Consider the following 25,529-nt stretch of genomic DNA (forward strand, 5'->3'; position numbering starts at 1 on the left):
CGTTTGCGTTTGCGGCGATCCCAAAAGCGACGACGCCCGGTATAGTCACGGCGTCCCGGTCCAGGCTCGTCCTGCATGCGTCAGCCGTTGGCCATCGTCCAGATAGCGAGCAGGGGGCGACCCGGCCTTTCCTGTGTCGTTGCGAAGACGACCGTCATTACTACGTGAAGGGCCGTAGCGCGGGACCGCGCAGCATGTTGTGCGAATGGCTCGCCGGGCACATGGCTCGCGCCTTGGACCTTCCGGTTCCCGACTTTGCGGTGGTCCGGGCGCCGCCCGAACTGATTTTCGCTCACGCCGAGGGCAATGAACTCGGCCCGCTGCCCGCTTTCGCGTCGCATGTCGCGAACTCGTGGCAAGAACTGTCCGCATCGCATCTTGATGAGGTGGACGACGCACTCAAGCGCGATGTCGCCGTTTTCGACTGGTGGGTGCGCAACCAGGATCGCACGCTGAAGACGCAGAGCGGCAATCCGAATCTGTTGTGGAACGGTTCGGAAAAGCAGCTCGTCGTCATCGACCACAATCTTGCGTTCGATCGCGACTTCGACGCGAAAACATTCCACGACACGCATGTCTTCGCCGACGCGCTGGCGCAAGTGCGGGGCGACGAATCCCTGCAAGACGGGTTGGCGCAGCGGCTACGCACGGCTCTGAAAATTGCGGAGCAAGTGTGCGACGAAGCACCGCCGGAATGGTGGTTCGCCGATGAGGAGCGCACAATTGCGGTTGATTTTGACCGGACCGCGGTAATGTCGATCCTGAGACGGTGCGATTCGGCGGAATTCTGGAGATTCGATACGTGAAGAACGTCGCCTGCCAGTATTCGTTCGTTCGATTCCTTCCCTATCCGGAGACCGGCGAGTTCGCGAACGTCGGCGTCCTGCTCGCCTGTCCGTCGACAGGCTTCTTCGGTTCGAAGCTGATTTCCCATCCTGCGACGAATCGCGTCCTCGCGTTCTTCGAATCTCTTGACGAGAAGATCCTGCGCAGCGCGCTGACCGATCTCGACAAGGAACTTGCGCGCATCGGCAAAATCGTCGCCGAGCTGTACCCGGCGCAAGGCAGCGCACTGATCACACGCTTCTTTGCCGAAGTCGTCCGCCCGCGCGAATCCTTGCTGCGCTTCAGTGCGGCCGGCGCGGTCATGAGCGCCGATCCGAAGGCGACACTCGACGAGTTGTACATCCGTCTGGTTGCCCATGCGCCGGCCGCATCGATGTCGCAGCACGCCGCGTCCCTCTGACCAGGCGCTACCCGCCCCGCGTGTCGTCGAAAATCGGCAACGTGCCGATCGACAACAGCTCCGCTTCCGTCTCGCCGGTATTCGTCACCGCGTGCACCTGATGCGCGTCGAAGTGCACGGAATCGTGCGGCCCGAGGTCATAGTCCTTGCCGCCGACGCTGTAGCGCACGAAGCCTGCGAGCACGAACACGAACTCGTCGCCGTCGTGCGAGATCTGCTCCGAGGCGTGTCCGACCGGCAACCGCATCTTCACCGCATTGATCACCTGCCCCGGAAACGTCGTCGACAGGCGCTCGTATGTCTGCCCCGCCGCGCGCGTCGCGTATACCTCGCGGCGGCCGTGGTGCGAATCCGGCTCCGCCTGCTGCGGCTGTTCGAGCAGCGCGCGCAGCGGCACGTTCAGCGCGCGGGCGATGCTCGTCAGCGACGAAATCGAGATGCCGGTGAGGTCGCGCTCGGCCTGCGACAGAAATCCGACCGACAACCCGGTTTCGCCCGCGACCTGCGCCAGCGTCTTGCCGGCTTCGCGCCGGTAGTGCCGCAGACGCCGCCCGATCGGCTGAAAGCTCATCGCATCGAGATTCCATGGGGGGTATGGCCCCGATTGTACGGGCCGCGGGCCGACGCCGGACTTTAGTCACACTAAAAAATCGTTGACAGGAATTTTAGTGGGACTTAAGTTTTGCCGATCACTCCCCCGCGTATACGGAGCCTGCGATGACGATCGGTGTCGGCGGTACCACCCAGGAAGCCGCGCTCGCGGCACTGTCGAACATGACCGCGCACGCGCGGCCGATCGAAGAAGCCGAACATCGCGCGCGCATCGGTGCGGTGCAGGCGCGCATGCGCGAGCAGGGTCTCGCGGCGATCTACGTCAACGCCGGCACGAACCTGCGCTACTTTACCGGCACGCAGTGGCGCCCGAGCGAGCGCATGGTCGGCGCGATCGTCCCGGCGCACGGCGAGCCGCACTACGTCGTGCCGGCGTTCGAGATCGGCAGCTTCCGCGACTTCATGGGCATCGCCGGCGACATCCACGCCTGGGACGAACACGAAAGCCCGTACCGGCTGTTCCTCGACCTGCTCGGCCGGCTCGGCGTCGCCGACGACGCGCGTGTGGGCCTGTGCGAAAGCGCGCCGTTCTTTCTCGTCGACGGCATTCGCCGGCTGGCGCCCGCGCGCGAGTTCGTCAACGCTGCCTGCGTGACGGCGCCGTGCCGCATGCGCAAATCGACGAACGAGATCGCGCTGATGCAGTGCGCGAACGACATGACGCTCGCCGTGCACAAGGCGGCCGCGAGCATCCTGCGCGACGGCATCACGACGACCGAAGTCGAAGCGTTCGTCGCCGCGGCGCATCGCAAGGTCGGCGCGAGCGGTTCGTACTTCTGCATCGTGCTGTTCGGGCCGGCCACCGCGTTTCCGCACGGCGTGAAAGATCCGCAGACGCTCAAGCAGGGCGACATGGTGCTGATCGACACCGGCTGCCTCGTGCACGGCTACATGTCCGACATCACGCGCACCTACGTCTACGGCACGGCGAACGACAGGCAGCGCGCGGTGTGGAACAGCGAACAGGCCGCGCAGGCCGCCGCGTTCGCCGCGGCGAAGCTCGGCGCGCCGTGCGGATCGGTCGACGTCGCCGCGCGTGCGAGTCTCGAAGCGAACGGCTTCGGTCCCGGCTACGCGCTGCCCGGCCTGCCGCATCGCACGGGTCACGGCATCGGGCTCGACATCCACGAATGGCCGTATCTCGTCGGCAGCGATCAGACGCCGCTCGACGTCGGCATGTGTTTTTCGAACGAACCGATGATCTGCGTACCCGGCGAATTCGGCATTCGCCACGAAGACCATTTCTACATGACGGCCGACGGCCCGCGCTGGTTCACGCAGCCGATGCACTCGTTCGACGACCCGTTCGGCAACGCGTAGCGTTACTTCGTCAGCGTTTCCCACGCGGCCATCGCGCAGTCGGCGATCTGCTGCAGCGCGCGGCGGCTCGCGCCGTCGCGTGCCTGCAGCGACATGCCCTGCTGCACCGTCGCGTAGAACTGCGCGATCGCGCGCACGTCGGCGTCGGTGCCGATCTCGCCGTCGCGTTTCGCCTGCGCGAGCCGGTTGCGCAGCATCTCGACCGACGCCTCGCGCCGCGCGCGCAGGTCTTCGCAGACGCCCGGCGTCGCGGTGCCGATACCCGCGAGCACGATCATGCAGCCGCGCGGCGAATCGGGATTGGACAGGCCGCGCGCGCTGCCGCGCAGCAGCGCCGCGACGCCCTCGCGCGCGGTCGGCGCGCGCTCGATCTCGCGCCAGACGTTGCCGCAGCCGCCGTACAGATCGGCCGCTTCGCGAAACAGCGCCTCCTTCGAACCGAACGCCGCGTACAGGCTCGGCGAATTGATGCCCATCGCGCCGGTGAGATCGGTCATCGACGCGCCGTCGTAGCCTTTTTCCCAGAACACGCCCATCGCCTGCCTGAGCGCGGCATCGCGGTCGAAACCGCGCGGTCTGCCTCGTTCGGCCATGGCCCGCCTCCTTCTCTTTTGATACGTAACGCAAGATGCGGATGTTTTTGTAGCACGCAATACAGAAAGATGCCAACGGCGCTACCGTTCGTCGGATTCTTTATCGATCGATACAAAAATAGATTGACGCCGGCGCGGCGGCGCGCGCAGCATATCTGTATCGTCTACTACAAAAAGGAACGCTCCATGTCTTCCCTCAAAGGCAAAGTCGCCCTCGTGACCGGCGCGAGCCGCGGTATCGGCGCCGGCATCGCACGTGCCCTCGCCGCGCAAGGCGCCGACGTCGCGATCACCTACAACGCGAGCCCCGACAAGGCGCAGGCGCTCGTCGCCGAACTCAAGGCCGCGGGTGTGCGCGCCGTCGCCATCAAGGCCGACGCGACCGATGCGAAGGCTTCGGCCGCCGCCGTCGACGAAGCGGTCGCCGCGCTCGGCAGGCTCGACGTGCTGGTCAACAACGCCGGCGTCGCGGTGATGAAGCCGTTCGGCGACTACACGTTCGAAGACTACGAATACACGATGTCGGTCAACGTGCGCTCGGTGTTCTTCACAACCCAGGCGGCGCTCAAGCACATCCCGGACGGCGGCCGCATCGTCACGATCGGCTCGTGCCTCGGTCAGCGCGTGTCGTTTCCGAACATCACGCTGTACTCGATGAGCAAGTCGGCGCTCGTGTCGTTCAACAAAGGTCTGGCCCGCGACGTCGGCGCGCGCGGCATCACGGCGAACGTCGTGCAGCCGGGCCCGATCGACACCGACATGAATCCGGCCAACGGCGACAGCGCCGACGCGATGCGTTCGTTCACGGCGCTCGGCCGCTACGGCAAGCCCGCCGACATCGGCAACCTCGTCGCGTTCCTCGCGTCGGACGCCGCGGGCTTCATCACCGGCACCGAGCTGACGGCCGACGGCGGCACCAACGCGTAAAGCCGACGAGCGGGCTTGTTCCGTGGCGTACGCGATGACAGCATCGGCGGACCTCGTGAAGGAGTTCTGCCGATGCGCGTCGCGTTCGCTGCCGCTTCCCTGCTGGTTTCTCTTTGTGCACAAGCGCAGGTCACCGCGCTGGTCGGCGGCACGCTGATCGACGGCACGCTCAAGGACCCGATCGCCGACAGCGTCGTGCTGATCGACGGCGAGCGCATCAAGGCCGTCGGCACGGTGGACACGCTGCCGGTACCGGCCGGCGCGACCGTGATCTCGACCGAAGGCATGACCGTGCTGCCCGGCCTGTGGGACATGCACGTGCACCTGATGATCAACGGCCACGCCGACTACGATCACTGGGACAAGACCTACCCCGCGCGCTTTCGCGACACGATCATGCCGGCGTCGGCGAAGCAGCTCCTGCTCGCGGGCGTCACCGGCGCACGCGATCTCGGCGCGCCGCTCGACGATTCCATCGCCGTGCGCGAAGCGATACGCAGCGGCAAGATCCCGGGACCGACGCTGTTCGTGTCCGGCCCGTTCATCCAGAAGAAGCCGTATCCCGGCACCGAACTGTTCCGCTGGGGCGTCGACTCGCCGGCCGACGCGCGCGCGAAGGTCAAACGGCTCGCGCAGGCGGGCGTCGACGTGGTCAAGCTGATCGACCAGGACCAGATGAGCGACGAAGAAGTCGCCGCGATCGTCGACGAGGCGCACAAGCACAAGCTGCAGGTGGTGGCGCACGCGCACCGGCCCGAGGAGATCCGGCGCGGCCTCAAGGTCGGGGTCGACTGCTTCGAGCACACGGGCCTCGCGGCTTCGCCGGAGTATCCGGCCGACATCGTCGCCGCGCTGCGCGAGCGCACCGCGAACATGGCGGCCGGCCCGCTGTTCTGGACGCCGACGATCGAGGGTTTGTATAACTTTCCCTATGTGGTGAAGAACCACGAATTCCTCGACGGCGACGCGTGGCACGAAGGGCTGCCGCCGGACATCGTGGCCGACATCAAGGGTTCGCTCGCGCATCCCGAACGCATCAGCTATTTCCAGCAGACGCCGCAGCGCTGGCCCACGCTGCAGCGCAAATTCCAGCAGCTGCGCGAATCGGGCGTGCTGCTGCTCGTCGGCACCGACTCGGGCATTCCGATGAAGTTCCACAGTTCGAGCACGTGGAACGAACTCGACGTGTGGGTGAACAAGCTCGGCGTAGCGCCGGTCGACGCGATTCGCGCCGCGACGTACTGGCCGGCGGTCGCGATGAAGGCCGACAAGGACTACGGCACGGTGACCGAAGGCAAGTACGCCGACGTCATCGCGGTGAAGGGCGATGCGATCCGGCAGATCGCGTTGCTGCAGCGGGTGGATCTCGTGGTGAAGCATGGGAAGCGGGTGAAGTGACGAACCGGCCCGCGCTTCAGCGCGGCTTTGCCGGCTCGTCATCCCGGCGCAGGCCGGGGGTGGTCTCAACCGGTCATTGCAACGCCTGTGCGAGTTTAAAAGCAGGCGTTCTGAATGCCAGCGTCTCTCGTGGACGTTGGTTCAGTCGTCGCGAAATCGCGTCGAGTTGAGTCTGTGTAAAGAGCGATAAATCGGCCTTGCGCGGCAAGTATTGGCGCAATAGCCCATTGGTGTTTTCGTTGGATCCGCGTTGCCACGGACTGCGGGGATCGCAAAAGTATACCGCCATGTCGGTGGCGAGAGTGAAGCGGGCATGGGCGGTCATTTCCGCACCACGGTCCCAAGTCAGCGAACCTCTGAGGGTTGCCGGCAAGCGCTTCATGCGACGAGCAAGGGCACGCACCACGGTCTGCGTGTCCTTGCCGGCCAGCTTGACCAGCATCACAAAACGAGAGTGGCGCTCCACCAGGGTACCGACATAGCTGTTGTTCGCCCCGCAGATCAAATCGCCTTCCCAGTGTCCTGGTACTGCCCGATCTTCGATCTGTGCGGGACGCTCGCTGATCGAAACCGCATCGGGAATCTGTCCTCGACCTTGCGGCACACGCTCGGCGTTGCGTGAGCGGCGCAGTTGTCGCTGTGATCGCAGATGCGTCATCAACTCCTTTTTCAGCGCGCCCCGCGCCTGAATGAACAAGGATCGGTAGATCGTCTCGTGCGACACACGCTGCTCCGGCTCATGCGGATGCTCAAGCTTAAGCCATTGGGCAATCTGGTTCGGCGACCAATCCTGTCGCAGCTTTGAGGCAACCTGATGCCGTAGTCGATGTGAGCGCGCCAGACGGCACACCTTCGGACGACGAGCCCGCTGCCACGCTCGCTCGTCGGCCAGCACCGCGCGATAACCCTGGCGTCCGCCGTGACGACCCACTTCGCGACTGATCGTGCTCGTTGGCCGGCCCAACTCGCACGCGATCTGTCGGAATGAGTCACCGGCAACAAGCCCTCGCGAAATGTGTTCGCGATCATGCAATGTCAGCGTACGGGCCGAGCGGCGCGACGCCATCGGCGCCACGCCACCGCGTGCTTTGACCAGATCCGTCACCGACGAGGCGTTGCGCGACAGTCCTCGGGCAATCTGCCGCAACGACTCACCGGCGCGAAATCGGCGCCAAACCTCCTGTCGCTCCGCTTGACTCAAGGTGCGTGACCGCGACCTCTCCATGCCTTCTCTCCGATCGAAACAACATGCCTATGTTGCATCGACCGGTTGAGACCACCGGGATCCAAGCGGAATACTGCGCGCGCAGCGCGACCATCTACGAACCGGCCCGCGCTTCAGCGCGGCTTTGCCGGCTCGTCATCCCGGCGCAGGCCGGGATCCAAGAGGAATACTGCGCGCGCATCGCGACCTTGTGCTCGTCATTCCGGCGAACGCCGGAATCCAGCTTTACGGTGTCGAAAAAGCAAAAGGCTGGATCCCAGCGTTCGCTGGGATGACGAGCAAGAAGCAACGGCAACTGCGCGACAGGGCTTGGCGTCGGTCTTCACTTCTCCGGCGCAATCGCCTCCCCGGCCTTCAACACCCGCCCCGCTCCGTAAGGCGGCCGCATCCCGCCCTTGATCCAATCGCCCAGCAGCCGGTAGTACCCGTCCGTCACCCGCGTCACGTCGCGCGTGCCGTCCGCCGCCTGCGTGAACTCGTACATCCCGTGATCGGTGCGCGGGAACACGACGATCTCGATCGGCTTGCCGGCCTTGCGCAGCTGTTGCAGCCGTTCCACCGTCGTCACCGGCGGCGCTTCGCGGTCGGCGCCCGCGACGACCCACAGCTGCGGCGCCTTCACCTTCGCCAGTTCGCCGCGCGCGTCGTAGCGCCAGTCGAGGTCGAGATCGTCGAATTTCGCGCGGCCGTCCTTGCGCAGCGCCGCCTCGTCCAGCGCGAGCACGTCGCCGGTGAACTCGCCCTTGATCTTGCCGAACCACGGCTCGGCGGCGAACTGCTTCTTCGCCTGTGCGAGACCGACATAACCGTCCGCGAAGTGCGCCGCCATGACCGCGCCGGTCGCGTCGGTCACGCGTCGCGCCTTCGCGAGCACGTCGTCGCCGTAGCCCAGTTCGCGCAGTTCGCTTTGCACCTGTTCGGCGTCTTCTTCGAGCGGATCGATCAAGAGGCCGAAGCCGACCGCGACGAACTGCGCCTTTGCGTCGTTCGCCGCGCGCGGCGCGACCCAGCCGCCCTGGCTGCCGCCGAACAGCCCGAAACGCGAATAGCGTCCGGCCGCGAGCCGCTTCGCTTCGATCGACGCCGCGACGACGTCGTCGGCGAGCTTCGGAAAGTTCTGGTTGTACGTGCCGCCCGACGCGCCGGTGCCGCGCTTGTCGAACACGAACACCGAGATGCCCTGTGCGGCGAAGAGGTACGCGTAGCTGCTGCGGCCGCCGACCGTCGGCGTGCGCTCCGAGCCATGCACGAACACGACGAGCGGCGGCTTGTCGACGCCCGCCGGTTCGATCAGTTGTCCGGCGAGCGTGAGATCGCCGCTTTTGAATGTCGTCGACGTCGTGCGCAACGGCACCGCGTTCCAGCGCTCGGCCGGCTTGCGGTCGCGCGTCACCGTCACCGCGTCGTCGGCGCAGGCGACGACGCCGGCCTTCGTGCCGCCGTAGCGCCCGTCGAGAAACGTGTAGCGCCATTCGCCGGTTTCCGCGGTGTTCGGGCGCTCGCTGATCGCGACGGATTCGCCGCTGCCGGAGCGATACACGCCGGGCTTGCACGCGTCGGCGGCCGCCGTTCCGCTCGCCGCGGCCAACGCGACGAACAACGCCGCTTTATTTACAAATTCCAATCTCGATACGAACATGTGCTTTCCATTCGCGACGACCCCGCCCGTGTGTCATTCTGATGGCTCGCGCACGCGCTTGGTTTAAGAGCGGCTTTCATTTCAACGATTGAGCCCTTTCGTTCGTCATTCCGGCGAACGCCGCAAACCAGCCTTTCGGGCATTGAAAGCAACGGCTGGATCCCAGCTTGCGCCGGGATGACGAGCAGACAAAACGCCCCCGTTTCGTGCACCGTTCACTCCACCACCGGCAACGCCACGAACGTCGCGTTCGCGCCGCTGCGGTACACGCGCTGCGTCGCCTTGCGGTAGTCGGCCGGTTTGGCGAAGAAGATGTTCGGCACGAACGTCTGCGGGTTGCGGTCGTACAGCGGAAACCAGCTCGACTGCACCTGCACCATGATGCGATGCCCGCGTTCGAACACGTGGTTCGTGTCGGGCAGGTCGAAGCGATAGCGCTGCGGCGCGTTCGACGGTATCGCGCTCGGGTGCTCCAGGCTCTCGCGATAGCGTCCGCGGAAGATGTCCATCGCGACGCCGAGCTGGTAGCCGCCGAGTTCCGGCTGCGCCGGCACTTCGTCGGGATACACGTCGATCAGCTTCACGACCCAGTCGCTGTCGGTGCCGCTCGTCGATGCGACGAGATTCGCCACCGGCGTGCCGGCGATCCTCACGGCCCGCGTCAACGGTTCGGTCGCGTAGACGAGCACGTCGGGCCGGTCCGCGACGAAGCGCTGGTCGGTGACGAGCCAGCGCCGCCACGCGTCGCCGTCGTCGAAGCGCACCGGCCGCGGCAGGTACGGCACGGGCTTGGCCGGGTCCGACTCGTATTCGTCGTAGCCGTCCGCGGTGTCGGCCGGCGCGTCGAAACCGGCCTTGTAATCGGCCTGCAGGTACAGCTTCTTCGCGCCGTCCGCGAGCGGCCAGCGCGGCAGGTTGCGCCACGCGTTCGTGCCGGTTTCGTACGCGAACACGGCCGGCGTGCCGGCGGCCGGCGCGGCATCTTTCAGGTGCGCATCGAGAAACGGCTTCATCACGTCGCGGCGAAACGTCAACGCCGTATCGCCGTCGAACTTCAGCGCGCCGAGCATGCTGCCGTCGTAGTTCACGCCGCTGTGGCGCCACGGGCCGAGCACGAGAAACGCCTTGTCCGGCGCCTGCTTTTCGAGCGCGGCGTAGACGTGCACGCCGCCGTACATGTCCTCCTGATCCCACAGGCTCGCGACGACCATCGTCGGCACCTTGAGCGGCCGCGCCGCGAGCGCGACGTCGAGCGCCTGGCCCTGCCAGTACGCGTCGTACGCGGGATGCTCGCTGAGTTTTTTCCAGTAAGGCAATTTGTCGAGACCGAACTTTGCCGCGTAGCTGCCGGCGGACCCGGCGCGCCGGAACGTCTCGTAGTCGTCGTAGGCACCGCGCGCGGTTTTCTTGCCCTCGCCTTTCGCCGTGGTCTGGCCCGCGAAATAGTCGAAATTGGTCTGGCGGAACGCGCCGTTGTGGAACCAGTCGTCGCCTTTCCAGCCGTCGACCATCGGGCTCATCGGCACCGCGGCCTTGAGCGCCGGATGCGGATCGGCCAGCGCCATCAGCACCGTGAAGCCTTCGTACGACGAGCCGATCATGCCGACGTTGCCGTTCGTCTCGGGCACGTTCTTGACGAGCCAGTCGATCGTGTCCCAGGCGTCGGTCGCGTGGTCGACGCGGCTGTCGTTGAGCGGCCCGCGCAGCGGACGCGTCATGACGTAGTCGCCCTGCGAGCCGTATTTGCCGCGCACGTCCTGGAACACGCGGATGTAGCCGTCGGCCGAGAACACCTCGTCGCCGAGCGGCAGGCTGGCGACGTAGTTCGGGCTGACGTTGCGCTCGGTGCGCTTGGCCGCGTTGTACGGCGTGCGCGTCAGCACGATCGGCGCGCGCTTCGCGCCCTTGGGCACCATGATCACGGTGAACAGCTTCACGCCGTCGCGCATTGGTACCATCACTTCGCGCCGGTCGTAGTCGTACGCGTCGCGCGACGCGGCGAACTTCGCGGGAATATCGGGCGCGAGCGGCGGTGTCTGTGCGACGGCCGCGCCGCAGGCGAGCACCGCGGCGAGCGCCGCGCAACGCTTCATCGACATGCGAGTCTCCCGTTGGACGACACGCAACGATAGCCTCGGTGCCGCTCGACGGGAATGGGCCGGAAGCAACCGGTGACGATCCGGCTGCGGGCCTAGACCCGACGAGAACGGCGCACGCTTCGTCGCGCGCAATGTTCCGAAATGCTCATCTTGCCGGCCGCGGCGCATGGCGTGCGAATTCGCGTGCTAGCCTGCGTGAAAGCAGGGGGTTCGTGCGCGTTCGCGTTGCAGCGGGCTGCGCTCCGAGGGCTCGCATGATGATTCCGGCAACACAGTCTTCGGCCCCGGCGGTTTCGCGCCTGCGTCAGGAGTCGCAGCGCAGGCTCAACGTCGGCACGCACGTCGTCGACATCGGCAGCCTGCGCGTACTCGATCATCCCGACGGCCTGCGCCTGTCGCCCAAGGCCGCCGCGGTGCTGCTGGAACTGGCGCACCGGCCCAACAGCACCGTCAGCCGCGACGAGCTGCTCGCGACCGTGTGGCGCGACACGTGCCCCACGCCCGACGTGCTGACGCAGGCCGTCACCGAGCTGCGCCGCGCGTTCGGCGACGACGCGGCGGCGCCGCGCTACATCGAAACCTTGCCCAAACTCGGCTATCGCCTGATCGCCGCGACGCATTTTTCCGATGTGGAACTTGCGCCGCGCGAGGAGACGATCGCCGGCACGCGCGCGCCGGCGAGCAACGGCGAGATCTTCGTGCCCGACGAGGCGCCGTCGCGCCTGCCGCAGCTGCTCGTCGCCGCGTGCCTGGGCGCGCTGACCGTCGCGGCCGTGCTCGCCGTGTTCCGGCACTACGCCGCGCCGGCCGCACTCGTGCCGCGCTGGCAGATGCAGGAATGGCGCGCGCTGACGGCCGAGCCCGGTCCCGAGCGCTATCCGGCGATATCGCCCGACGGCACGCGCGTGGCGTTCTCGTCCGGCGACGCGACGCGCCACAACGCGCGGCTCGTCGTGCGCTCGGTCGATTCGCCGCGCACGGTGCAGCTGTCGCAGTTTCCCGGCGCCGAGGAGTACTACCCGGTGTGGTCGCCCGACGGTGCGCGCATCGCGTTCCTGCGCTTCACCAACGACGCGGGCTGCCAGGTGGTCGTCGCGCCGGGCCTGGGCGGCGAGGAACGCGTGCTGCGGCCTTGCTTCAATCGGGAAATCAATAATTTTTCATGGGCGCCGGACGGCTCGCACCTCGTCACGACGATGTTCTCGGGCGTGCAGCGCGCCGATCTCGCGGTCACGCGCATCTCGCTCGACGACGGCGCCGCGACCACGCTCGACTACGCACACGCGCCGGACGACAAGGACATCGACGCGCGCTACTCGCCGGACGGCCGCTTCATCGCGTTCCGCCGCGGCCTGCGTCCGTTCGGCGATTTCTGGGTGATGCCGGCGAACGGCGGCGCGCCGCGGCAGCTGACGTTTCTCGCCAGCCGCATCCGCGGCTTCGACTGGACGCGCGACGGCCGCGCGCTGGTGTTCTCGTCGAACCACGAAGGCGAGCAGGCGCTGTACGTTGTCGACGTCGAGGACGGCCGCATCCAGCCGCTGGGCCTCGCGCCCGCGCAGTTTCCGAGCGCGGCGCGCGACCGCGACACGATCGTCTACGAGATCGCGCGCGTACGCACGCAGCTCGCCCGGCTGCCGCTCGACGGCAAGTCGCCGGCGACCGACGTGCTGCCGTCGACCGCGAACGACAGCCTGCCGGCGCTGTCGCCTGTCGACGCGCGCCTGGCCTACGTGTCGACGCGCAGCGGCCGTCCGCAGGTGTGGCTGCACGATCCGGCGTACCGCACGGCCGTCGCGCTGACCGAACTCGCCGACGGCCTGCCCGGCGAGCCGGTGTGGCGCGCCGACGGCAAGCGCCTGCTCGTCGTGGTGCGCGGCAAGGCGCACGGCGGACTCGTCGAAATCGACCTCGCCACGCGCAAGAGCCGCGCGATCGCGCAAGCCGGCGACGCGGTGCGCTACGCCGCCTACGGCGCCGGCGCCGACCGCTATCTCGTCGTCGAGGGCGACGCCCCGCCGACGCTCGTCGAGTTGTCGCCGAACGGGCGCCGCGTGCTCGCGCGCGGCGTGGGGCGCGTCGAGTACGATGCCGCGGCCGGTGCGATCTGGTTCACGCGCACGACCGAGCGCGGGTTGTTCCGGCTCGATCCGAACGGTCGCGAAACCCTGGTCACGAACGAGGTGAGCCAGCTGTACCCCGACGGCTGGCGCAGCGTCGGCGGCACGATCTTCTACTTCCAGCGCGCGAAGGAAGACGGCCGCACGCAACTGCATCGGCTCGAACCGTCGACCGGCGAAGACCGCACGCTCGCGAGCTTCGACGAGCCGCCGGCCGATCTCGCGTTCAGCATCGCCGCCTCGCGGGACGCCGCCGTGATCGTCAAGACGCCGCAGTTCGACAACGACGTGGGGATGTTTACTTTGCGGCGCTCGCCGCAATAGGGCGGCGCGCCCCGTCCGCCGCCGGTCCGACCGTTTGACCCCGCGGGTCATTGCCGGCGCGGCGCCGACCGGCGATGCTCGCGCGATGACCGATTTCGCCGTTTCGACGCTCCTCGCCACCCCCACCGTCGCCGTGCGCGACGTGTGCTGCGCCGGGCGCTGCAAGGCGCGCGGCGCCGAGGAATGCGCGAGCGCGACGCAGTTCGTGTTTCCGTATCGCGGCGTGTACGTGCGCCACCTCGACAGCGACATGGCCGTCGCCGAGGCGAGCCAGATGCTGTGCTTCAACCCCGGCGAGGGCTATCGCATCAGCCATCCGGTCGCCGGCGGCGACGCGTGCCTGTCGCTGACGGTCGACGAGACGCAGCTGCGCGAGATGACGCCGTCGTCGCTGCTGCGCGACGGTCCCGCGTTCGCGTTTGCCGAACAGCGCCTGGCGATCGATCCGCGCGCGCAGGCGCTCGTTGCGATCCTGCGCCACAGCCTCATGCGCGGCGCCGCCGAACCGCTCGAAGCCGAAAGCCTGGCGCTGACGCTCGTGCAGCGCGCGCTCGGACCGCGCACCGCGCGCGCGCCGACGTCGAGCGTCGGCCGGCGGCGGCTCGTCGATCGCGCCAAGCTCGTGATGGCCGGCGATCTGTCGCGCCGCTGGACGCTCGCGGACATCGCCGCGGAAGTCGGCGGCTCGCCGGTGTACCTGACGCAGGCGTTCGCGAAAGTCGAAGGCGTGCCGTTGTATCGCTACCAGCTGCGCTTGCGCCTTGCGCGCGCGCTCGACCGGCTCGCCGACGCCGACGATCTCACCGCGCTCGCGCTCGAACTCGGCTTCTCCAGCCACAGCCATTTCTCGGCCGCGTTCCAGAGCACGTACGGCCGCTCGCCGACCGCGATGCGCGACGCGATGTTCGTTCGCTAAAGATTTCGACAGCGGCGAAGCCCCTCGCGGACGCCTACTACGCCTGCCCGGACTGCGGGTTCAAAAGTGGAGTAAGCGTCATGACCGAGAAGACCTGTGCGGCGTGCGACTGCGCGCTCGATGCATCGGCGATCACGATCAGGATCGGCGGCAAGGCCGTCGAGGTGTGCTGCGACGAATGCGCGCAGAAACTCAAAGAGGCGCACGCCGCCACGAAGGCGAAGGGCTGAGACCATGGACGGATCGACCACGCAAGCGACGCGCCACAGCGTCGACACGGCCTCGGGCCGCATCGCCTACACCGAGCAGGGCGCAGGCCCGGTCGCGCTCTTCGTGCACGGCGTGCTGCTCAATGCGCATCTGTGGCGGCACCAGCTCGACGCGCTGTCGGACATCCGGCGCTGCATCGCGCCCGACCTGCTCGCGCACGGCGATACGCAGATCGCGAACGACCAGGACGTATCGGTCACCGCGAACGCGACGATGCTCGCGCAGTTGCTCGACGCGCTCGGCATCGACCGCGTCGATCTCGTCGGCAACGACTCGGGCGGCGGCATCGCGCAGATCTTCGCGGCGACGTATCCCGAGCGCGTACGAACGCTGACGCTGACCGACTGCGACACGCACGACAACTGGCCGCCCGAAGCGTTCAAGCCGTTTCTCGCGATGGCCGCGACCGGCGGCCTCGCCGGCGCGCTCGGCGCGATGCTCGCGGACAAGAACGCGTACCGCTCGCCGGGTGCACTCGGGCCCGCGTACGAGCATCCCGAGCGCGTGAGCGACGAGACGATCGAGACGTACCTGCGCCCGCACGTGCGCGACGCGCATCGCACGCGCGATCTCGAACGGTTTCTCGCCGCGTTCGACAATGCGCATACGCGCAACATCGAGGCCGGTCTGAAATCGCTGCGCGCGCCGACGCTGATCGTGTGGGGTACCGACGACGTGTACTTCGACGTCGAATGGTCGCACTGGCTCGCGCGGACGATTCCCGGCACGCGCCGCCGCGTCGAGTTCGACGGCGCGCGCATCTTCTTTCCGGAAGAGCGCGCCGAGGCGTTCAACCGCGAGCTGCGCGCGCACTGGCTGTCGGCTGTCTGAGCGAACGTTGCGCGGCCGCGTCGCCCGGCGCGGCCGCGAACGTTGCGAAAAATCGCAAGAGGCGTGCATTCGGAACAAATTCGGACGTCCGAGCCGCGTATTCGGCCGTTTCTCGGAGGTTTCTCCTGACCGCGCGGCGCAGCGGGACTAGACATCAGTACCCGCACCCGAAACGGAGATTCCGATGCTCGTCACCTCACAGACCCTGCCGGCCGGCGCACGCTGCGAGCGCTACGGCAGCGAAGCGATCGATCTCGACGCGCTCGTCGCCATCGTCGGCGCCGGGCGCGGCTGCACGCTGCAATGCGCGGCGGCGCCGGCGGCGATCTGGCTGCCGCTGCACGGCCGCCTGCAGCTGACCGGCCCGGACGGCACGCAGACGCTCGCCGCGGGCGAACTCGTCGTGACCGAAGCCAGCCAGCGCGTACAGGCGCGCGGCACCGGCGCCGCGCTGTGGCTCGTCGTCGCCGGCGGCCGTCTCGCGTGGGAGCAGGCGTTCGCCGGTCTCGTCGAACACCCGCGCGGCGAAGCGGTGCTGCTGCCGGGCCGCCAGCGCGCCGACGCGATGCTGCGCCGCGCCGCGCTGCGTCTCGCGCGCGCCGCCCGGCACGCGCCGCGCGACGCCTACGACGCCGCGGTCGCGTTCGCCGCGCTCGTGGCCGAACTGCAGGCCGAGTACGAACCGCTCGTCGCGCGCTGCCCCGGCCGCACGCTCGCGCAGCGCCGCGCCGTGTTCGCGCGCCTGCAGCGCGTGCACCAGTATCTGCGCGCGAACTGCCATCACGATCTCGACATCGACCACCTCGCGCGCATGGCGAGCTATTCGTCGTGGCATTTCATCCGCGCGTACAGCGACGTGTACGGCCGCACGCCGCACGTCGCGCTCGTCGCGTACCGGCTCGAGCGAGCGCGCGAACTGCTGATGCGCAGCCAGCTCGCGGTCGCCGAAGTCGCGCTCGCGAGCGGCTTCGAAAACCGCTGCGCGTTCTCGCGCCTGTTCAAGCGCCGCTTCGGCGTTACCGCCATTTCGCTGCGCCATGCGGCGCGGCTCGCCGCGTAAGGAGCGACGCATGAACGTCATCGCGCTTTCCCGTTCGCCGTACGCCGCGCTGTCGCCGCTCGCGCTCGCGACGGTCGTCGTCGCCGCGCTCGATCTCGTCGAGGTGTCGGCGTTCTACGCGCTGTACCAGGGCGTGCCGCCGATCCGCATCGGGCAGTCGATCGCGTCGGGCCTGATCGGCGCCGACGCGTATCGCGGCGGTTTGTCCACCGCGTTCCTGGGCGTCGCGCTGCACACCGCGATCATGGGCGTCATCGTCGGCGTCTACGCGTTCGGCGCCGCGCGCCTGCCCGCGCTCGCCCGGCGCTGGTTCGTCGCCGGCATGGCGTACGGCCTGGCCGTGTACGTCGTGATGAACGCCGTCGTCGTGCCGCTGTCGGCCGCGGTGGTCGGCGCGCGGTCGTGGCCGGTCGTCGTCAACGGTCTCGCCGCGCACCTGTTCGCCGTCGGTGTGCCGATCGCGTGGTGCGTCGCGCGCGTGCGCCGTCAGTTCGGAGCATCGCCATGAAACGCCTGATCGTTCTGTTGTTCGTCCTCGTCGCCGGCGTCGCTTCCGCCGCGCAGCGCCCGGTCATCCCCGCGCCGGAGTTTCGCGGCATCGCGCGCTGGATCAATTCCGAACCGCTGAGCATCGGCGGGCTGCGCGGCAAGGTCGTGCTCGTCGACTTCTGGACGTTCGAGTGCGGCAACTGCCTCGCCACGCTGCCGTACATCAAGCGCTGGTACGCGGACTACGCCGACAAGGGTCTCGTCGTGGTCGGCGTGCATTCGCCCGAATACAGCCACGAGAAGGATTCGCGGCTGCTGCGCCAGCGCATGAAACGGCTCGGCATCGAATATCCGGTCGCGCAGGACAACGAGCTGGCCACGTTCGAAAGCTGGGCCGTCAAGGTGTGGCCGACGAGCTACCTCATCGACCGGGACGGCAACATCGTGCTGCGCCACGTCGGCGAGGGCCACTACGACGAGATGGAAGCGCAGATCCGCACGCTGCTCGGCCTGTAGAACGAACGCGGTTCCTTCCAACGCCTCCCGCTTGCGGGAGGCGTTCGCGTGTCCGGGCCATCGATTTTGCGCCGCTCGCGCGCTCGCGTTTTCCCGTCCACGGCAACGCGGGACGCCGCCGCCAGGCAACGCCCCGCGGCGACCGCTACTTACTGTGACGCCGGGGGCAGCGCCTTGCGCTGCGTAGTTCCACTGAACACGTAGAGGAATCCATAATGCAAACCCTACTGCTCCGGCGCGCTATCCGACGCGCCCTGAACGCCTCGGCACTCGCCGCGGTGGCGATCGCGACGACTGCGCCCGCGCAGGACGCCGCGGCGCCGGCCGACGATCGCAAGCTCGAAACGATCGTCGTGACCGGTTCGCGCATCCGCAGCGTCGACATCGAAACGGCGCAGCCCGTCGTCGTGATCGACCGCTCCGAGATCGAAAAATCGGGCCTCGTCTCGGTCGCCGACATTCTCAACAACATCACCGCGGCCGGCGGCACCGGCATGACGCGTTCGGCCGTGCTCGTGTCGAACACGTTCGCGGGCGGCTCGTTCGTCGACATCCGCGGCCTCGGCATCCAGCGCGTGCTCGTGCTGGTCAACGGCCGGCGCTGGGTGAAGGACGTCGAGGCGGGCCTGACCGACCTCTCGACCGTGCCCTCGTCGATGATCGAACGCATCGAAGTGCTCAAGGACGGCGCGTCGGCGATCTACGGCTCGGACGCGATCTCGGCCGTGGTCAACATCATCACGCGCGAGCGCTTCGAAGGCGCCGAGATGAACGTGTTCAACAGCCAGTACGACGACGACGACGGCAAGACGCAGTCGTACGACTTCACGATCGGCTCGAACAACGATCGCGGTTCGGTGATCTTCAACGCGGCGTATACGAAGCAGGATCCGATCTGGGCGCGCGACCGTCCGTACAGCGCGTATCCGCTCGGTTCGGGCCGGCCGAACGAGGGCCTGTCGGGCACGAGCGACCACGGCACGTTCACGCGGCCGGGCGCCGGCGGCACGCTGTCGCTCAATCCCGGCGGCGATCCGCGCAACCTCGGCGACTACCACGCGACCACCGCGGCCGACAGTTTCAACGCGAACCAGCAGATGATGCTGCAGAACGCGTTCGAGCAGAATTCGGTGTACGTGCAGGGCCGCTACGACCTGTTCGACAACGTCACGTTCCGCAGCGAAGTGCTGTACAACCAGCGCGAGTCGACCGTGCAGGTGGCCGGCTACCCGATCTCTTCGGGCAACCTCGGCATCGTGCTCTCCGCCGACAGCTACTACAACCCGCTGGGCCGCTGGACCGACGCCGGCCAGAACTTCCGCTACGTCCGGCCGGACGGCTCGGTGCTCTCGGGTCCGCAGGACCTGCGCTTCTTCCGCCGCGGCGTCGAACGCCCGCGCGTGACGCGCAACACCGCGCAGGTGTTCCATTTCGGCGGCGGTTTCGAAGGCACGTTCGACGTCGGCAAGAACCTCTGGAACTGGGACGTCAACTACAACTTCAATCGCAACGACGGCAACGTGCGCGGCTCGGGCAACATCGACCTGATCAAGGCCCAGCAGGCGCTCGGACCGTCGTTCCTCGACACCGACGGCGTCGTGCGCTGCGGCTCGCCGGGCAACGCGATCGACGGCTGCGTGCCGTGGAACGTGCTCGCGGGCGTCGGCGGGTATACCGAAGAAATGATGGACGGATACTATTTGTATACGCACGACCGCTTCGGCACGCGCACGACGAACTACACGGCGAACCTCACCGGCGACATCGTCGAGCTGCCGGCCGGCCCGCTCGCGTTCGCGGCGGGCTACGAGTATCGCAACGAGTCGGGCTACGTCGAACCCGACTACTACTCGACCACGGGCAACTCGAGCCAGCTCGTCGCCGGCGGCACCAGCGGCGGCTATACGACGAAGGAGTACTACGCCGAACTGTCGGTGCCGATCCTGCGCGACGTCGCGTTCGTGAAGAACCTGTCGCTCAACGTCGCAGAACGCCATTCGAGCTACAGCAACTTCGGCGGCACGAACAACGGCAAGCTCAGCGTGCTGTGGAACGTCAACGACGACCTGCTGCTGCGCGCGAACTACGCCGAGGGCTTCCGCGCGCCGGCGATCGGCGAGCTGTTCGCCGGCGTCGGCCAGAGCTTCGATACGTTCCTCGATCCGTGCGACACGGTGTTCGGCGCGGCGGCGGCGAATCCGGCGGTCGCGGCGAACTGCCGCGCGGCGGGCCTGCCGGCGGACTTCCGCCAGCGCAACAACCTCGGCACGCCGATCGCAAGTTCGGCCGGCGCGCAGAGCATCGGGCCGTTCCTGTCGGGCTCGAACGCGAACCTCGGACCCGAAACGTCGACGACGCGCACGGCCGGCTTCGTCTACAGCCCGACGTGGCTCGAAGGCTTCAACATGTCGATCGACTGGTACAAGGTGCGCATCGAGAACGTCGTCGCGGGCTTTTCGGCGAACCAGATCCTCAACAACTGCTACATCGCCAACAGCCCCGAGTTCTGCGCGAACTTCCAGCGCGACGCGAACGGCCAGGTCGCGAACCTCAACCGGCAGACGACGAACTTCGGCTGGATCGAGACCGAAGGCTACGACATGAGCTTCACGCAGCGCCTGCCCGACACGCGCTTCGGCGACTTCCTGTTCAACCTCTCGACCGTGTACGTCGCGAAGGCCGAGAACCTCGCCGACAACTTCACCGGCGTGTCGTACACGAACGGCCGCTACATCGGCACGCCGGCGTGGCGCACGCGCGCGAACGCGAGCGTGGACTGGAGCTATGAGGACTGGGGCGTGACCTGGACGGCGCGCTACTTCTCGTCGATCAAGGAGCCGTGCGCGTTCGCCAACAGCGACGACTGCACGTACCCCGACTACTACGCGCCGGACGTGCTGGCCACGCCGTTCAACCGCCTCGGTGCGCTGACGTTCCACGACGTGTCGGTGCGCTACAAGCTGCCGTGGAAGGGCCAGATCCAGGTCGGCGCGCGCAACGTGTTCGGCAAGGTCGGCCCGATCACGTACGCGGCGAACGGCGGCAATAGTCAATTTGTTTACAATCCGCAGTACGACCTGGGGCGCGTGTTGTTCGTGCAGTATCAGCAGAAGTTCTAGCGCGCGGCGCTCGCTTGCTTGCGATTGTTTTGCTCGTCATTCCAGCGAAAGCTGGAATCCAGCCTTGGCTCGACGTTGAAATCAAAGGCTGGATCCCAGCTTTCGCTGGGATGACGAGCATAAAGGCGACGAGCAAAGGCGACTACCCGAACGCCTTCTCCCAATACGGCGGATCGCCCAGATGCGCCGCGAAGAAGTCGACGAACGCGCGCGTCTTGCGCGGCAGGTATTCGCGCGACGGATACACCGCGTGGATGCCCAGTTCCGGCATCTTCCACTCGGGCAGCACCTGCACCAGCGCGCCGGACGCGATGTCCGGCGCGATCACGAACGACGGTATGCGCGCGATGCCGAGATCGGCGAGCACGGCCTGCCGCAGCGCGAGCGTGTTGTTGACGCGCAGGTGCCCGACCCGCCGTACGACCGCGGTCTCGCCGTCCTTCGTCAGCTTCGTCACGTTGCCGGCCGCGGCCAGCGTGTAGACGAGCGCGCGATGCGCCGCGAGGTCGTCCGGATGCGCGGGAGTGCCGTGTTTTGCGAGCCAGGCCGGCGTCGCGACGAGCACGCTGCGGCTCGGGCCGAGCCGGTACGCGACGAGGTTCGAGTCGACCAGCTGGCCGACGCGGATCGCGAGATCGAAGCCGCCGCCTAGCAGGTCCACGACGCGGTCCTCGAGCGACACGTCGATTTCCACTTCGGGATATTGTCGCGCGAATGCCGTCAGCGCCGGCATCACGTGCAACAGGCCGAACGACATCGGCACGTTGATGCGCAGCAGGCCGCGCGGCGTTTCGCGCGCCTCGGTCGCCGCGGCCTCGGCCGCGCGCGCCGCAAGCCGCGCCTGCCGCGCGTGGTCGAGGTACGCCGCGCCCGCTTCGGTCAGCGCGAGCCGGCGCGTCGAGCGCTGCAACAGGCGCACGCCGAGCCTGCGCTCCAGCCGCGTGACCGCGGTGGACACCATCGCCTTCGACACGCCGATGCGCCGCGCCGCCGCCGAAAAGCCACCGGCATCGGCCACCGCGACGAAGACGCCGAGGTCCTGCAGGTCGCCCAGTTCGTTGTCTTCGTTCATATCCGCGAACAATCCGTTTGCCGAGCGGCGGATTATCGCTTGCCGACGCGCGAATTAACGTCGTCGCCCTGAGCCGCGCCACGTCGGCGCGCCGCATGGAGAACACGATGACCTTCGCACGCACCGTCCTTGCTGCCGCGCTGACCGCCGCGACCGGCGCCGCCCTCGCCGGTCCGCCGGCCGCCGCCACGAGCCCGTGGGGCGCCGACGACGAGATCGGACGCTTGAACCTCATGACCGACGCGTCGCGCGCGGCGGTGCTCTCGCGCATCGCCGGCGGCAAGGTGTACGACCTCGGCGTCGACTATCACAAGGCGATGCCGAGCTGGTCGCTGCTCGGCGATCCGACGTACCAGATCTGGATGACGCATACGCCGCAGGGCACCGTCGTCGACGATCCGATGAAAGTCGGCAAGGCGATGAACGAGCACGTCTCGTATTCCGGCGACGCAGTGCTGATGTACACGCACACCGGCACGCACATCGACGCGCTGTCGCACTTCGGATTGAACGGCAGGATCTGGAACGGCTTCGCCCACGCGCAACACCTCGGCGACAACGGCTGGCACCGCGGCGGCGCCGAAAAGCTGCCGCCGGTGATCGCGCGCGGCGTGCTGATCGACGTCGCGGCGGCGAAGGGCGTCGACGTGCTGCCGGATTCGTACCGCATCGTGCCGGACGATCTCAAGGCGGCGCTCAAGCGCCAGAACGTGTCGCTCGCCAAGGGCGACGCGGTGTTCATCCGCACCGGCCGCATGCGCGTGATCGGCGACAAGGACAAGTACATGTCCAATCCCCCGGGCATCGGCCTGGAATCGGCGCGCTGGCTCGTCGAGGATCAGGGCGCGATGCTGCTCGGCAGCGACAACCTGTCGCTCGAGACGTTTCCGGTCGAGACCGAAAAGAACTGGATTCCGGTGCACACGTATCTCGAAGCCGAGCAGGGCGTGGCGATCATGGAAGTGGTCGATCTCGAAGCGCTCTCGCGCGACAAGGTCTACGAGTTCGCCTTCATCGGCGCGTCGCTGAAACTGCGCGGCGCGAGCGGCGCGCCGATGCGGCCGGTGGCGCTGCCGCTGCGCGCGCAGCGCTGATCGAGCGTTGCGAATCGGCGGATCGCCGGTTGCGAAAACGTGCCCGGATCGCTGTCGCGGCGATCCGGGTTGCGCAAGACTGCGCGCAACCCCTTCCGGAGTCTGCGCCATGTCCCGTCGTTTCGTCGCTGCCGCCGCCCTCGCCCTCGCCTGCGCCGCCGGCACGTCCCACGCCGCCGACACCGTGTTCGCGACGAGCTTCGAGCGTTCGTGGGTCGGCGGCTACGTCGTCGGCTACCAGCGCAATCTGATGCCGATCGACCAGGTGGACTTCGCCGCCGTCACGCACCTCATGGTCGGCCGCGTCACGCCGAACGCGAACGGCACGATCAACACGCATTTCGACATCGACAACGTGAACGGGCCGATCTGGGCGACGCAGGCGGCCGATGCGGCGCATGCCGGCAACGCGAAGGCGATCCTGATGGTCGGCGGCGCCGGCGAATACAACGGCTGGGTCGGCGCGACGTCGGCGCAGAACCGCGCCGCGTTCGTGCAGAACCTCGTCGCGGCCGCGGTCGAATACGGCTTCGACGGCTTCGACATCGACTGGGAGCCGCTGCTCGCGTCCGATGTGCCGAACCTCGTCGCGCTCCTGCAGGACCTGCGCGCGGCGGCAGGCCCCGGGCTGATCCTGACGATGCCGGTCGGCTGGATCAACGCGAACTTCGACGACGTGCCCGAGCCCCTGTTCGGCCAGATCGCCTCGCATCTGGACCAGTTCAACGTGATGACCTACGACATGGCCGGCGCGTGGGACGGCTGGCAGAGCTGGCACGCGTCGGCGCTGACCGGCGCCGGCGGCAACACGCCCAGTTCGGTCGAGACGAGCGTCGACTTCTATCGCCGCAGCGGCGTGCGCCGGAGCAAGCTCGGCATCGGCATTCCGTTCTACGGCAACTGCTGGCGCGGCGTCACGCAGCCGCGGCAGTTCGGCGGCACGTTCGTGACCAGCGACAACGTCATGAGCTATCGCAACATCGTCGAGGGCTACTACAGTCCCGGCCTGCGCACGTGGGATGCCGACGCGCAGGCGCCGTACCTCGGTTCGGCCGCGCCGATCGGCGCGCAGCAGTGCAATTTCATCTCCTACGACGACGCGCAGTCGATCGCCGCGAAGGGCGCGTTCGCGCGTGCCAACGGCCTCGGCGGAACGATCGTCTGGACGCTCTCCCAGGGCTATCTGCCGAGCCTTCCGGCCGGCCAGCGCGACCCGCTCGTGCAGGCGATCAAGACCGCATTTTGACGCGGCCTTCACGCCGCTTCGCCGCGGCGCGAGGAATGTTCGGTTCGCGTGATAGGCGTCGTTACGCAAGCGCGCTTGTAGGGTCGCTTCATGAAACGCAACGTACGCCTCCGCAGTGATATGCTCGGCCCCGCGCCACTGCGGGGTCGGCGCATCAAACGGGGAATTTGAAAGACGGAAGCTACGGGGGTAGCCATGCTCGTCCGTTTACTCGCTTTTGTGTTTTTTGCCGTTTCTTCACCTGCGTTCGCGGTGATCGGCACGATCGACAACGTGCCCGGATCGACGCTCCTGTATCCGCATTTCGAGGTGGATACGAGCTCGGCGAACGGGGTCAACACCATCCTGACGCTGCAGAACGCGAGCGCGTCCGCCACGATGGTCAACGTCGTGCTGTGGACCGACTACGGCATTCCGACCGAACAGTTCAACGTCTACCTGACCGGCTACGATCAGGAGACGATCGACCTCGGCCTGGTCTTCCGGCGCGTGCTGCCGCGCACCGGCTCGGCGGGGCAGGACCCTTCCGACACGGTCAGTCCGCACGGTCCGGTCTCGCAGGACATCAACTTCGCCAGCTGCAACGGCACGCTGCCCGACATCCAGAACGGCAGCATCGTCAGCCGCGACGTCGTCGGCGCGCACAGCGGCAAGCCGTCGAACGACTATTTCGGCGGGCTGTGCGGCTCGCGCGACCACGGCGACAACATCGCGCGCGGCTACGTGACGATGGACGTGACTAACCAGTGCACGATCCAGACGCCGGCCGCCGCGGGCTATTTCGTCAGCGGCGGCGGCGGCGTCGCCGGCAACCGCAACATCCTGTTCGGCGACTACGTGATCGTCAATCCGTCGACCGGCCTCAACATCGCCGACAACGCCGTGGCGATCGAGGCCGACGCCTCGAACGCGATCACCGCGAGCGGCGCGAACAAGCAGACGTTCTACGGCCGCTTCCTCGGCTTCGCGGCGACCGACAACCGCGAACCGCTGCCGACCGCCTGGGCCGGACGCGCCTCGGCGGGCCGCACCGACGTCGACTACTGGCGCGAACCGGCCGTCGCCACCGCGCCGTTCGCGTGCGGCAGCGCGCCCGCCGGACTGCCGTCGGGCCAGCGCGGCGTCGCGCTGTTCAACGCTGCGGGTACGCAGACCGGCACGCCGGCCGGCGACCTGTTCCCGTTCGTGTCCGGTTCGACGACCGGCGCCGCGATCGGCCTGACCGATTCGCTCGGCTGGCTGTTCGCCAACCTCAATCTCGCAGCACCGTCCGGCCCGCTCGGACTCGTGCGGCAATCGTGGGTGACCTTCCGGCAGACGCCCGGCGCACTGCCGGCGACCGGCGCGAAGTACTCGGTCCCGGGCGTGCAGCTCGGCAACGCCGGTACCGGCGACGACCCCACCCCGTAAGCC

General features: G+C 67.7%; 22 protein-coding genes. 16 read left to right on the forward strand and 6 right to left on the reverse strand.

Going from position 1 to position 25,529, the window contains the following annotated elements; translation table 11 throughout:
• Positions 1–71 precede the first annotated feature (71 nt).
• Both OD750_RS19890 and OD750_RS19895 read left to right on the forward strand, forming a co-directional pair.
• Positions 72–806: a HipA family kinase gene (locus OD750_RS19890; protein ID WP_336407571.1), complete on the forward strand. Its 735-nt coding sequence runs from the start codon at positions 72–74 to the stop codon at positions 804–806.
• Complete coding sequence (locus tag OD750_RS19895) at positions 803–1,246, forward strand: DUF3037 domain-containing protein (protein ID WP_263540945.1); 444 nt, start codon at positions 803–805, stop codon at positions 1,244–1,246. The genes OD750_RS19890 and OD750_RS19895 overlap by 4 nt, the downstream gene beginning before the upstream one ends.
• A 7-nt stretch (positions 1,247–1,253) precedes the next feature.
• Here OD750_RS19895 and OD750_RS19900 read toward each other — a convergent pair whose 3' ends face one another.
• Positions 1,254–1,817: a helix-turn-helix domain-containing protein gene (locus OD750_RS19900; RefSeq protein ID WP_263540944.1), complete on the reverse strand. Its 564-nt coding sequence runs from the start codon at positions 1,815–1,817 to the stop codon at positions 1,254–1,256.
• A 146-nt stretch (positions 1,818–1,963) separates the two neighbouring features.
• Here OD750_RS19900 and OD750_RS19905 point away from each other — a divergent pair, with 146 nt between their 5' ends.
• Entirely contained in the window at positions 1,964–3,178 is a 1,215-nt protein-coding gene (locus tag OD750_RS19905; protein WP_263540943.1) for a M24 family metallopeptidase, read from the forward strand.
• A 2-nt stretch (positions 3,179–3,180) separates the two neighbouring features.
• Here the strand turns inward: OD750_RS19905 and OD750_RS19910 are convergent, their stop codons facing one another.
• Positions 3,181–3,771 (reverse strand): TetR/AcrR family transcriptional regulator, encoded by a 591-nt coding sequence (locus OD750_RS19910; RefSeq protein WP_263540942.1) that lies wholly within the window; start codon positions 3,769–3,771, stop codon positions 3,181–3,183.
• A gap of 186 nt (positions 3,772–3,957) precedes the next feature.
• Between OD750_RS19910 and OD750_RS19915 the strand changes: the two genes are divergently transcribed.
• Both OD750_RS19915 and OD750_RS19920 read left to right on the forward strand, forming a co-directional pair.
• Positions 3,958–4,698, forward strand: coding sequence for a 3-oxoacyl-ACP reductase family protein (locus OD750_RS19915; RefSeq protein ID WP_263540941.1), 741 nt, complete (start codon positions 3,958–3,960; stop codon positions 4,696–4,698).
• A 72-nt stretch (positions 4,699–4,770) separates the two neighbouring features.
• Positions 4,771–6,096, forward strand: a complete 1,326-nt coding sequence (locus OD750_RS19920; protein WP_263540940.1) for an amidohydrolase family protein — start codon at positions 4,771–4,773, stop codon at positions 6,094–6,096.
• Positions 6,097–6,169: 73 nt separating this feature from the next.
• Here OD750_RS19920 and OD750_RS19925 read toward each other — a convergent pair whose 3' ends face one another.
• The 3 genes from OD750_RS19925 to OD750_RS19935 form a co-directional block, all read right to left on the reverse strand.
• Positions 6,170–7,321, reverse strand: coding sequence for an IS30 family transposase (locus tag OD750_RS19925; RefSeq protein WP_263540908.1), 1,152 nt, complete (start codon positions 7,319–7,321; stop codon positions 6,170–6,172).
• Between the two features lie 322 nt (positions 7,322–7,643).
• Positions 7,644–8,960, reverse strand: coding sequence for an alpha/beta hydrolase family protein (locus OD750_RS19930; RefSeq protein ID WP_263540939.1), 1,317 nt, complete (start codon positions 8,958–8,960; stop codon positions 7,644–7,646).
• A 215-nt stretch (positions 8,961–9,175) separates the two neighbouring features.
• Entirely contained in the window at positions 9,176–11,059 is a 1,884-nt protein-coding gene (locus OD750_RS19935; protein WP_263540938.1) for a CocE/NonD family hydrolase, read from the reverse strand.
• A 254-nt stretch (positions 11,060–11,313) separates the two neighbouring features.
• Here OD750_RS19935 and OD750_RS19940 point away from each other — a divergent pair, with 254 nt between their 5' ends.
• The 8 genes from OD750_RS19940 to OD750_RS19975 all read left to right on the forward strand — a co-directional run bounded on the left by OD750_RS19940 (position 11,314) and on the right by OD750_RS19975 (position 20,704).
• Positions 11,314–13,503 carry a winged helix-turn-helix domain-containing protein gene (locus tag OD750_RS19940; RefSeq protein WP_263540937.1) on the forward strand — a complete coding sequence of 730 codons (2,190 nt, stop codon included), beginning with the start codon at positions 11,314–11,316 and terminating at the stop codon, positions 13,501–13,503.
• Positions 13,504–13,588: 85 nt separating this feature from the next.
• Positions 13,589–14,419 (forward strand): helix-turn-helix transcriptional regulator, encoded by an 831-nt coding sequence (locus OD750_RS19945; protein WP_263540936.1) that lies wholly within the window; start codon positions 13,589–13,591, stop codon positions 14,417–14,419.
• Between the two features lie 80 nt (positions 14,420–14,499).
• Positions 14,500–14,649, forward strand: coding sequence for a hypothetical protein (locus tag OD750_RS19950; RefSeq protein WP_263540935.1), 150 nt, complete (start codon positions 14,500–14,502; stop codon positions 14,647–14,649).
• A 4-nt stretch (positions 14,650–14,653) separates the two neighbouring features.
• Positions 14,654–15,520, forward strand: a complete 867-nt coding sequence (locus tag OD750_RS19955) for an alpha/beta fold hydrolase (RefSeq protein WP_263540934.1) — start codon at positions 14,654–14,656, stop codon at positions 15,518–15,520.
• Positions 15,521–15,704: 184 nt separating this feature from the next.
• Entirely contained in the window at positions 15,705–16,580 is an 876-nt protein-coding gene (locus tag OD750_RS19960; protein ID WP_263540933.1) for an AraC family transcriptional regulator, read from the forward strand.
• Between the two features lie 10 nt (positions 16,581–16,590).
• Positions 16,591–17,088, forward strand: a complete 498-nt coding sequence (locus tag OD750_RS19965) for a hypothetical protein (protein WP_263540932.1) — start codon at positions 16,591–16,593, stop codon at positions 17,086–17,088.
• Positions 17,085–17,585, forward strand: coding sequence for a redoxin family protein (locus OD750_RS19970; RefSeq protein WP_263540931.1), 501 nt, complete (start codon positions 17,085–17,087; stop codon positions 17,583–17,585). Before OD750_RS19965 ends, OD750_RS19970 begins: the two co-directional genes overlap by 4 nt.
• A gap of 215 nt (positions 17,586–17,800) precedes the next feature.
• Positions 17,801–20,704 (forward strand): TonB-dependent receptor plug domain-containing protein, encoded by a 2,904-nt coding sequence (locus OD750_RS19975; protein ID WP_263540930.1) that lies wholly within the window; start codon positions 17,801–17,803, stop codon positions 20,702–20,704.
• A gap of 142 nt (positions 20,705–20,846) precedes the next feature.
• Here the strand turns inward: OD750_RS19975 and OD750_RS19980 are convergent, their stop codons facing one another.
• Positions 20,847–21,776: a LysR family transcriptional regulator gene (locus OD750_RS19980; protein WP_263540929.1), complete on the reverse strand. Its 930-nt coding sequence runs from the start codon at positions 21,774–21,776 to the stop codon at positions 20,847–20,849.
• Between the two features lie 107 nt (positions 21,777–21,883).
• Between OD750_RS19980 and OD750_RS19985 the strand changes: the two genes are divergently transcribed.
• The 3 genes from OD750_RS19985 (at position 21,884) to OD750_RS19995 (ending at position 25,526) form a co-directional block, all read left to right on the forward strand.
• Positions 21,884–22,870, forward strand: a complete 987-nt coding sequence (locus OD750_RS19985) for a cyclase family protein (RefSeq protein WP_263540928.1) — start codon at positions 21,884–21,886, stop codon at positions 22,868–22,870.
• Between the two features lie 109 nt (positions 22,871–22,979).
• Complete coding sequence (locus OD750_RS19990; protein ID WP_263540927.1) at positions 22,980–24,116, forward strand: glycoside hydrolase family 18 protein; 1,137 nt, start codon at positions 22,980–22,982, stop codon at positions 24,114–24,116.
• Positions 24,117–24,311: 195 nt separating this feature from the next.
• Positions 24,312–25,526: a hypothetical protein gene (locus tag OD750_RS19995; protein ID WP_263540926.1), complete on the forward strand. Its 1,215-nt coding sequence runs from the start codon at positions 24,312–24,314 to the stop codon at positions 25,524–25,526.
• Positions 25,527–25,529 lie beyond the last annotated feature (3 nt).

This window comes from Tahibacter soli (genome assembly GCF_025717065.2).
Classification (GTDB): Bacteria; Pseudomonadota; Gammaproteobacteria; order Xanthomonadales; family Rhodanobacteraceae; genus Tahibacter; species Tahibacter soli.

Coding starts and splice junctions, on each gene's coding strand:
- OD750_RS19970 (WP_263540931.1), top strand. CDS start 17,085: ATGAAACGCCTGATCGTTCTGTTGTTCGTCCTCGTCGCCGGCGTCGCT.
- OD750_RS19950 (WP_263540935.1), top strand. CDS start 14,500: ATGACCGAGAAGACCTGTGCGGCGTGCGACTGCGCGCTCGATGCATCG.
- OD750_RS19905 (WP_263540943.1), top strand. CDS start 1,964: ATGACGATCGGTGTCGGCGGTACCACCCAGGAAGCCGCGCTCGCGGCA.
- OD750_RS19965 (WP_263540932.1), top strand. CDS start 16,591: ATGAACGTCATCGCGCTTTCCCGTTCGCCGTACGCCGCGCTGTCGCCG.
- OD750_RS19960 (WP_263540933.1), top strand. CDS start 15,705: ATGCTCGTCACCTCACAGACCCTGCCGGCCGGCGCACGCTGCGAGCGC.
- OD750_RS19945 (WP_263540936.1), top strand. CDS start 13,589: ATGACCGATTTCGCCGTTTCGACGCTCCTCGCCACCCCCACCGTCGCC.
- OD750_RS19980 (WP_263540929.1), bottom strand. CDS start 21,776: ATGAACGAAGACAACGAACTGGGCGACCTGCAGGACCTCGGCGTCTTC.
- OD750_RS19935 (WP_263540938.1), bottom strand. CDS start 11,059: ATGTCGATGAAGCGTTGCGCGGCGCTCGCCGCGGTGCTCGCCTGCGGC.
- OD750_RS19985 (WP_263540928.1), top strand. CDS start 21,884: ATGACCTTCGCACGCACCGTCCTTGCTGCCGCGCTGACCGCCGCGACC.
- OD750_RS19955 (WP_263540934.1), top strand. CDS start 14,654: ATGGACGGATCGACCACGCAAGCGACGCGCCACAGCGTCGACACGGCC.
- OD750_RS19990 (WP_263540927.1), top strand. CDS start 22,980: ATGTCCCGTCGTTTCGTCGCTGCCGCCGCCCTCGCCCTCGCCTGCGCC.
- OD750_RS19995 (WP_263540926.1), top strand. CDS start 24,312: ATGCTCGTCCGTTTACTCGCTTTTGTGTTTTTTGCCGTTTCTTCACCT.
- OD750_RS19940 (WP_263540937.1), top strand. CDS start 11,314: ATGATGATTCCGGCAACACAGTCTTCGGCCCCGGCGGTTTCGCGCCTG.
- OD750_RS19910 (WP_263540942.1), bottom strand. CDS start 3,771: ATGGCCGAACGAGGCAGACCGCGCGGTTTCGACCGCGATGCCGCGCTC.
- OD750_RS19975 (WP_263540930.1), top strand. CDS start 17,801: ATGCAAACCCTACTGCTCCGGCGCGCTATCCGACGCGCCCTGAACGCC.
- OD750_RS19925 (WP_263540908.1), bottom strand. CDS start 7,321: ATGGAGAGGTCGCGGTCACGCACCTTGAGTCAAGCGGAGCGACAGGAG.
- OD750_RS19915 (WP_263540941.1), top strand. CDS start 3,958: ATGTCTTCCCTCAAAGGCAAAGTCGCCCTCGTGACCGGCGCGAGCCGC.
- OD750_RS19930 (WP_263540939.1), bottom strand. CDS start 8,960: ATGTTCGTATCGAGATTGGAATTTGTAAATAAAGCGGCGTTGTTCGTC.
- OD750_RS19920 (WP_263540940.1), top strand. CDS start 4,771: ATGCGCGTCGCGTTCGCTGCCGCTTCCCTGCTGGTTTCTCTTTGTGCA.
- OD750_RS19900 (WP_263540944.1), bottom strand. CDS start 1,817: ATGAGCTTTCAGCCGATCGGGCGGCGTCTGCGGCACTACCGGCGCGAA.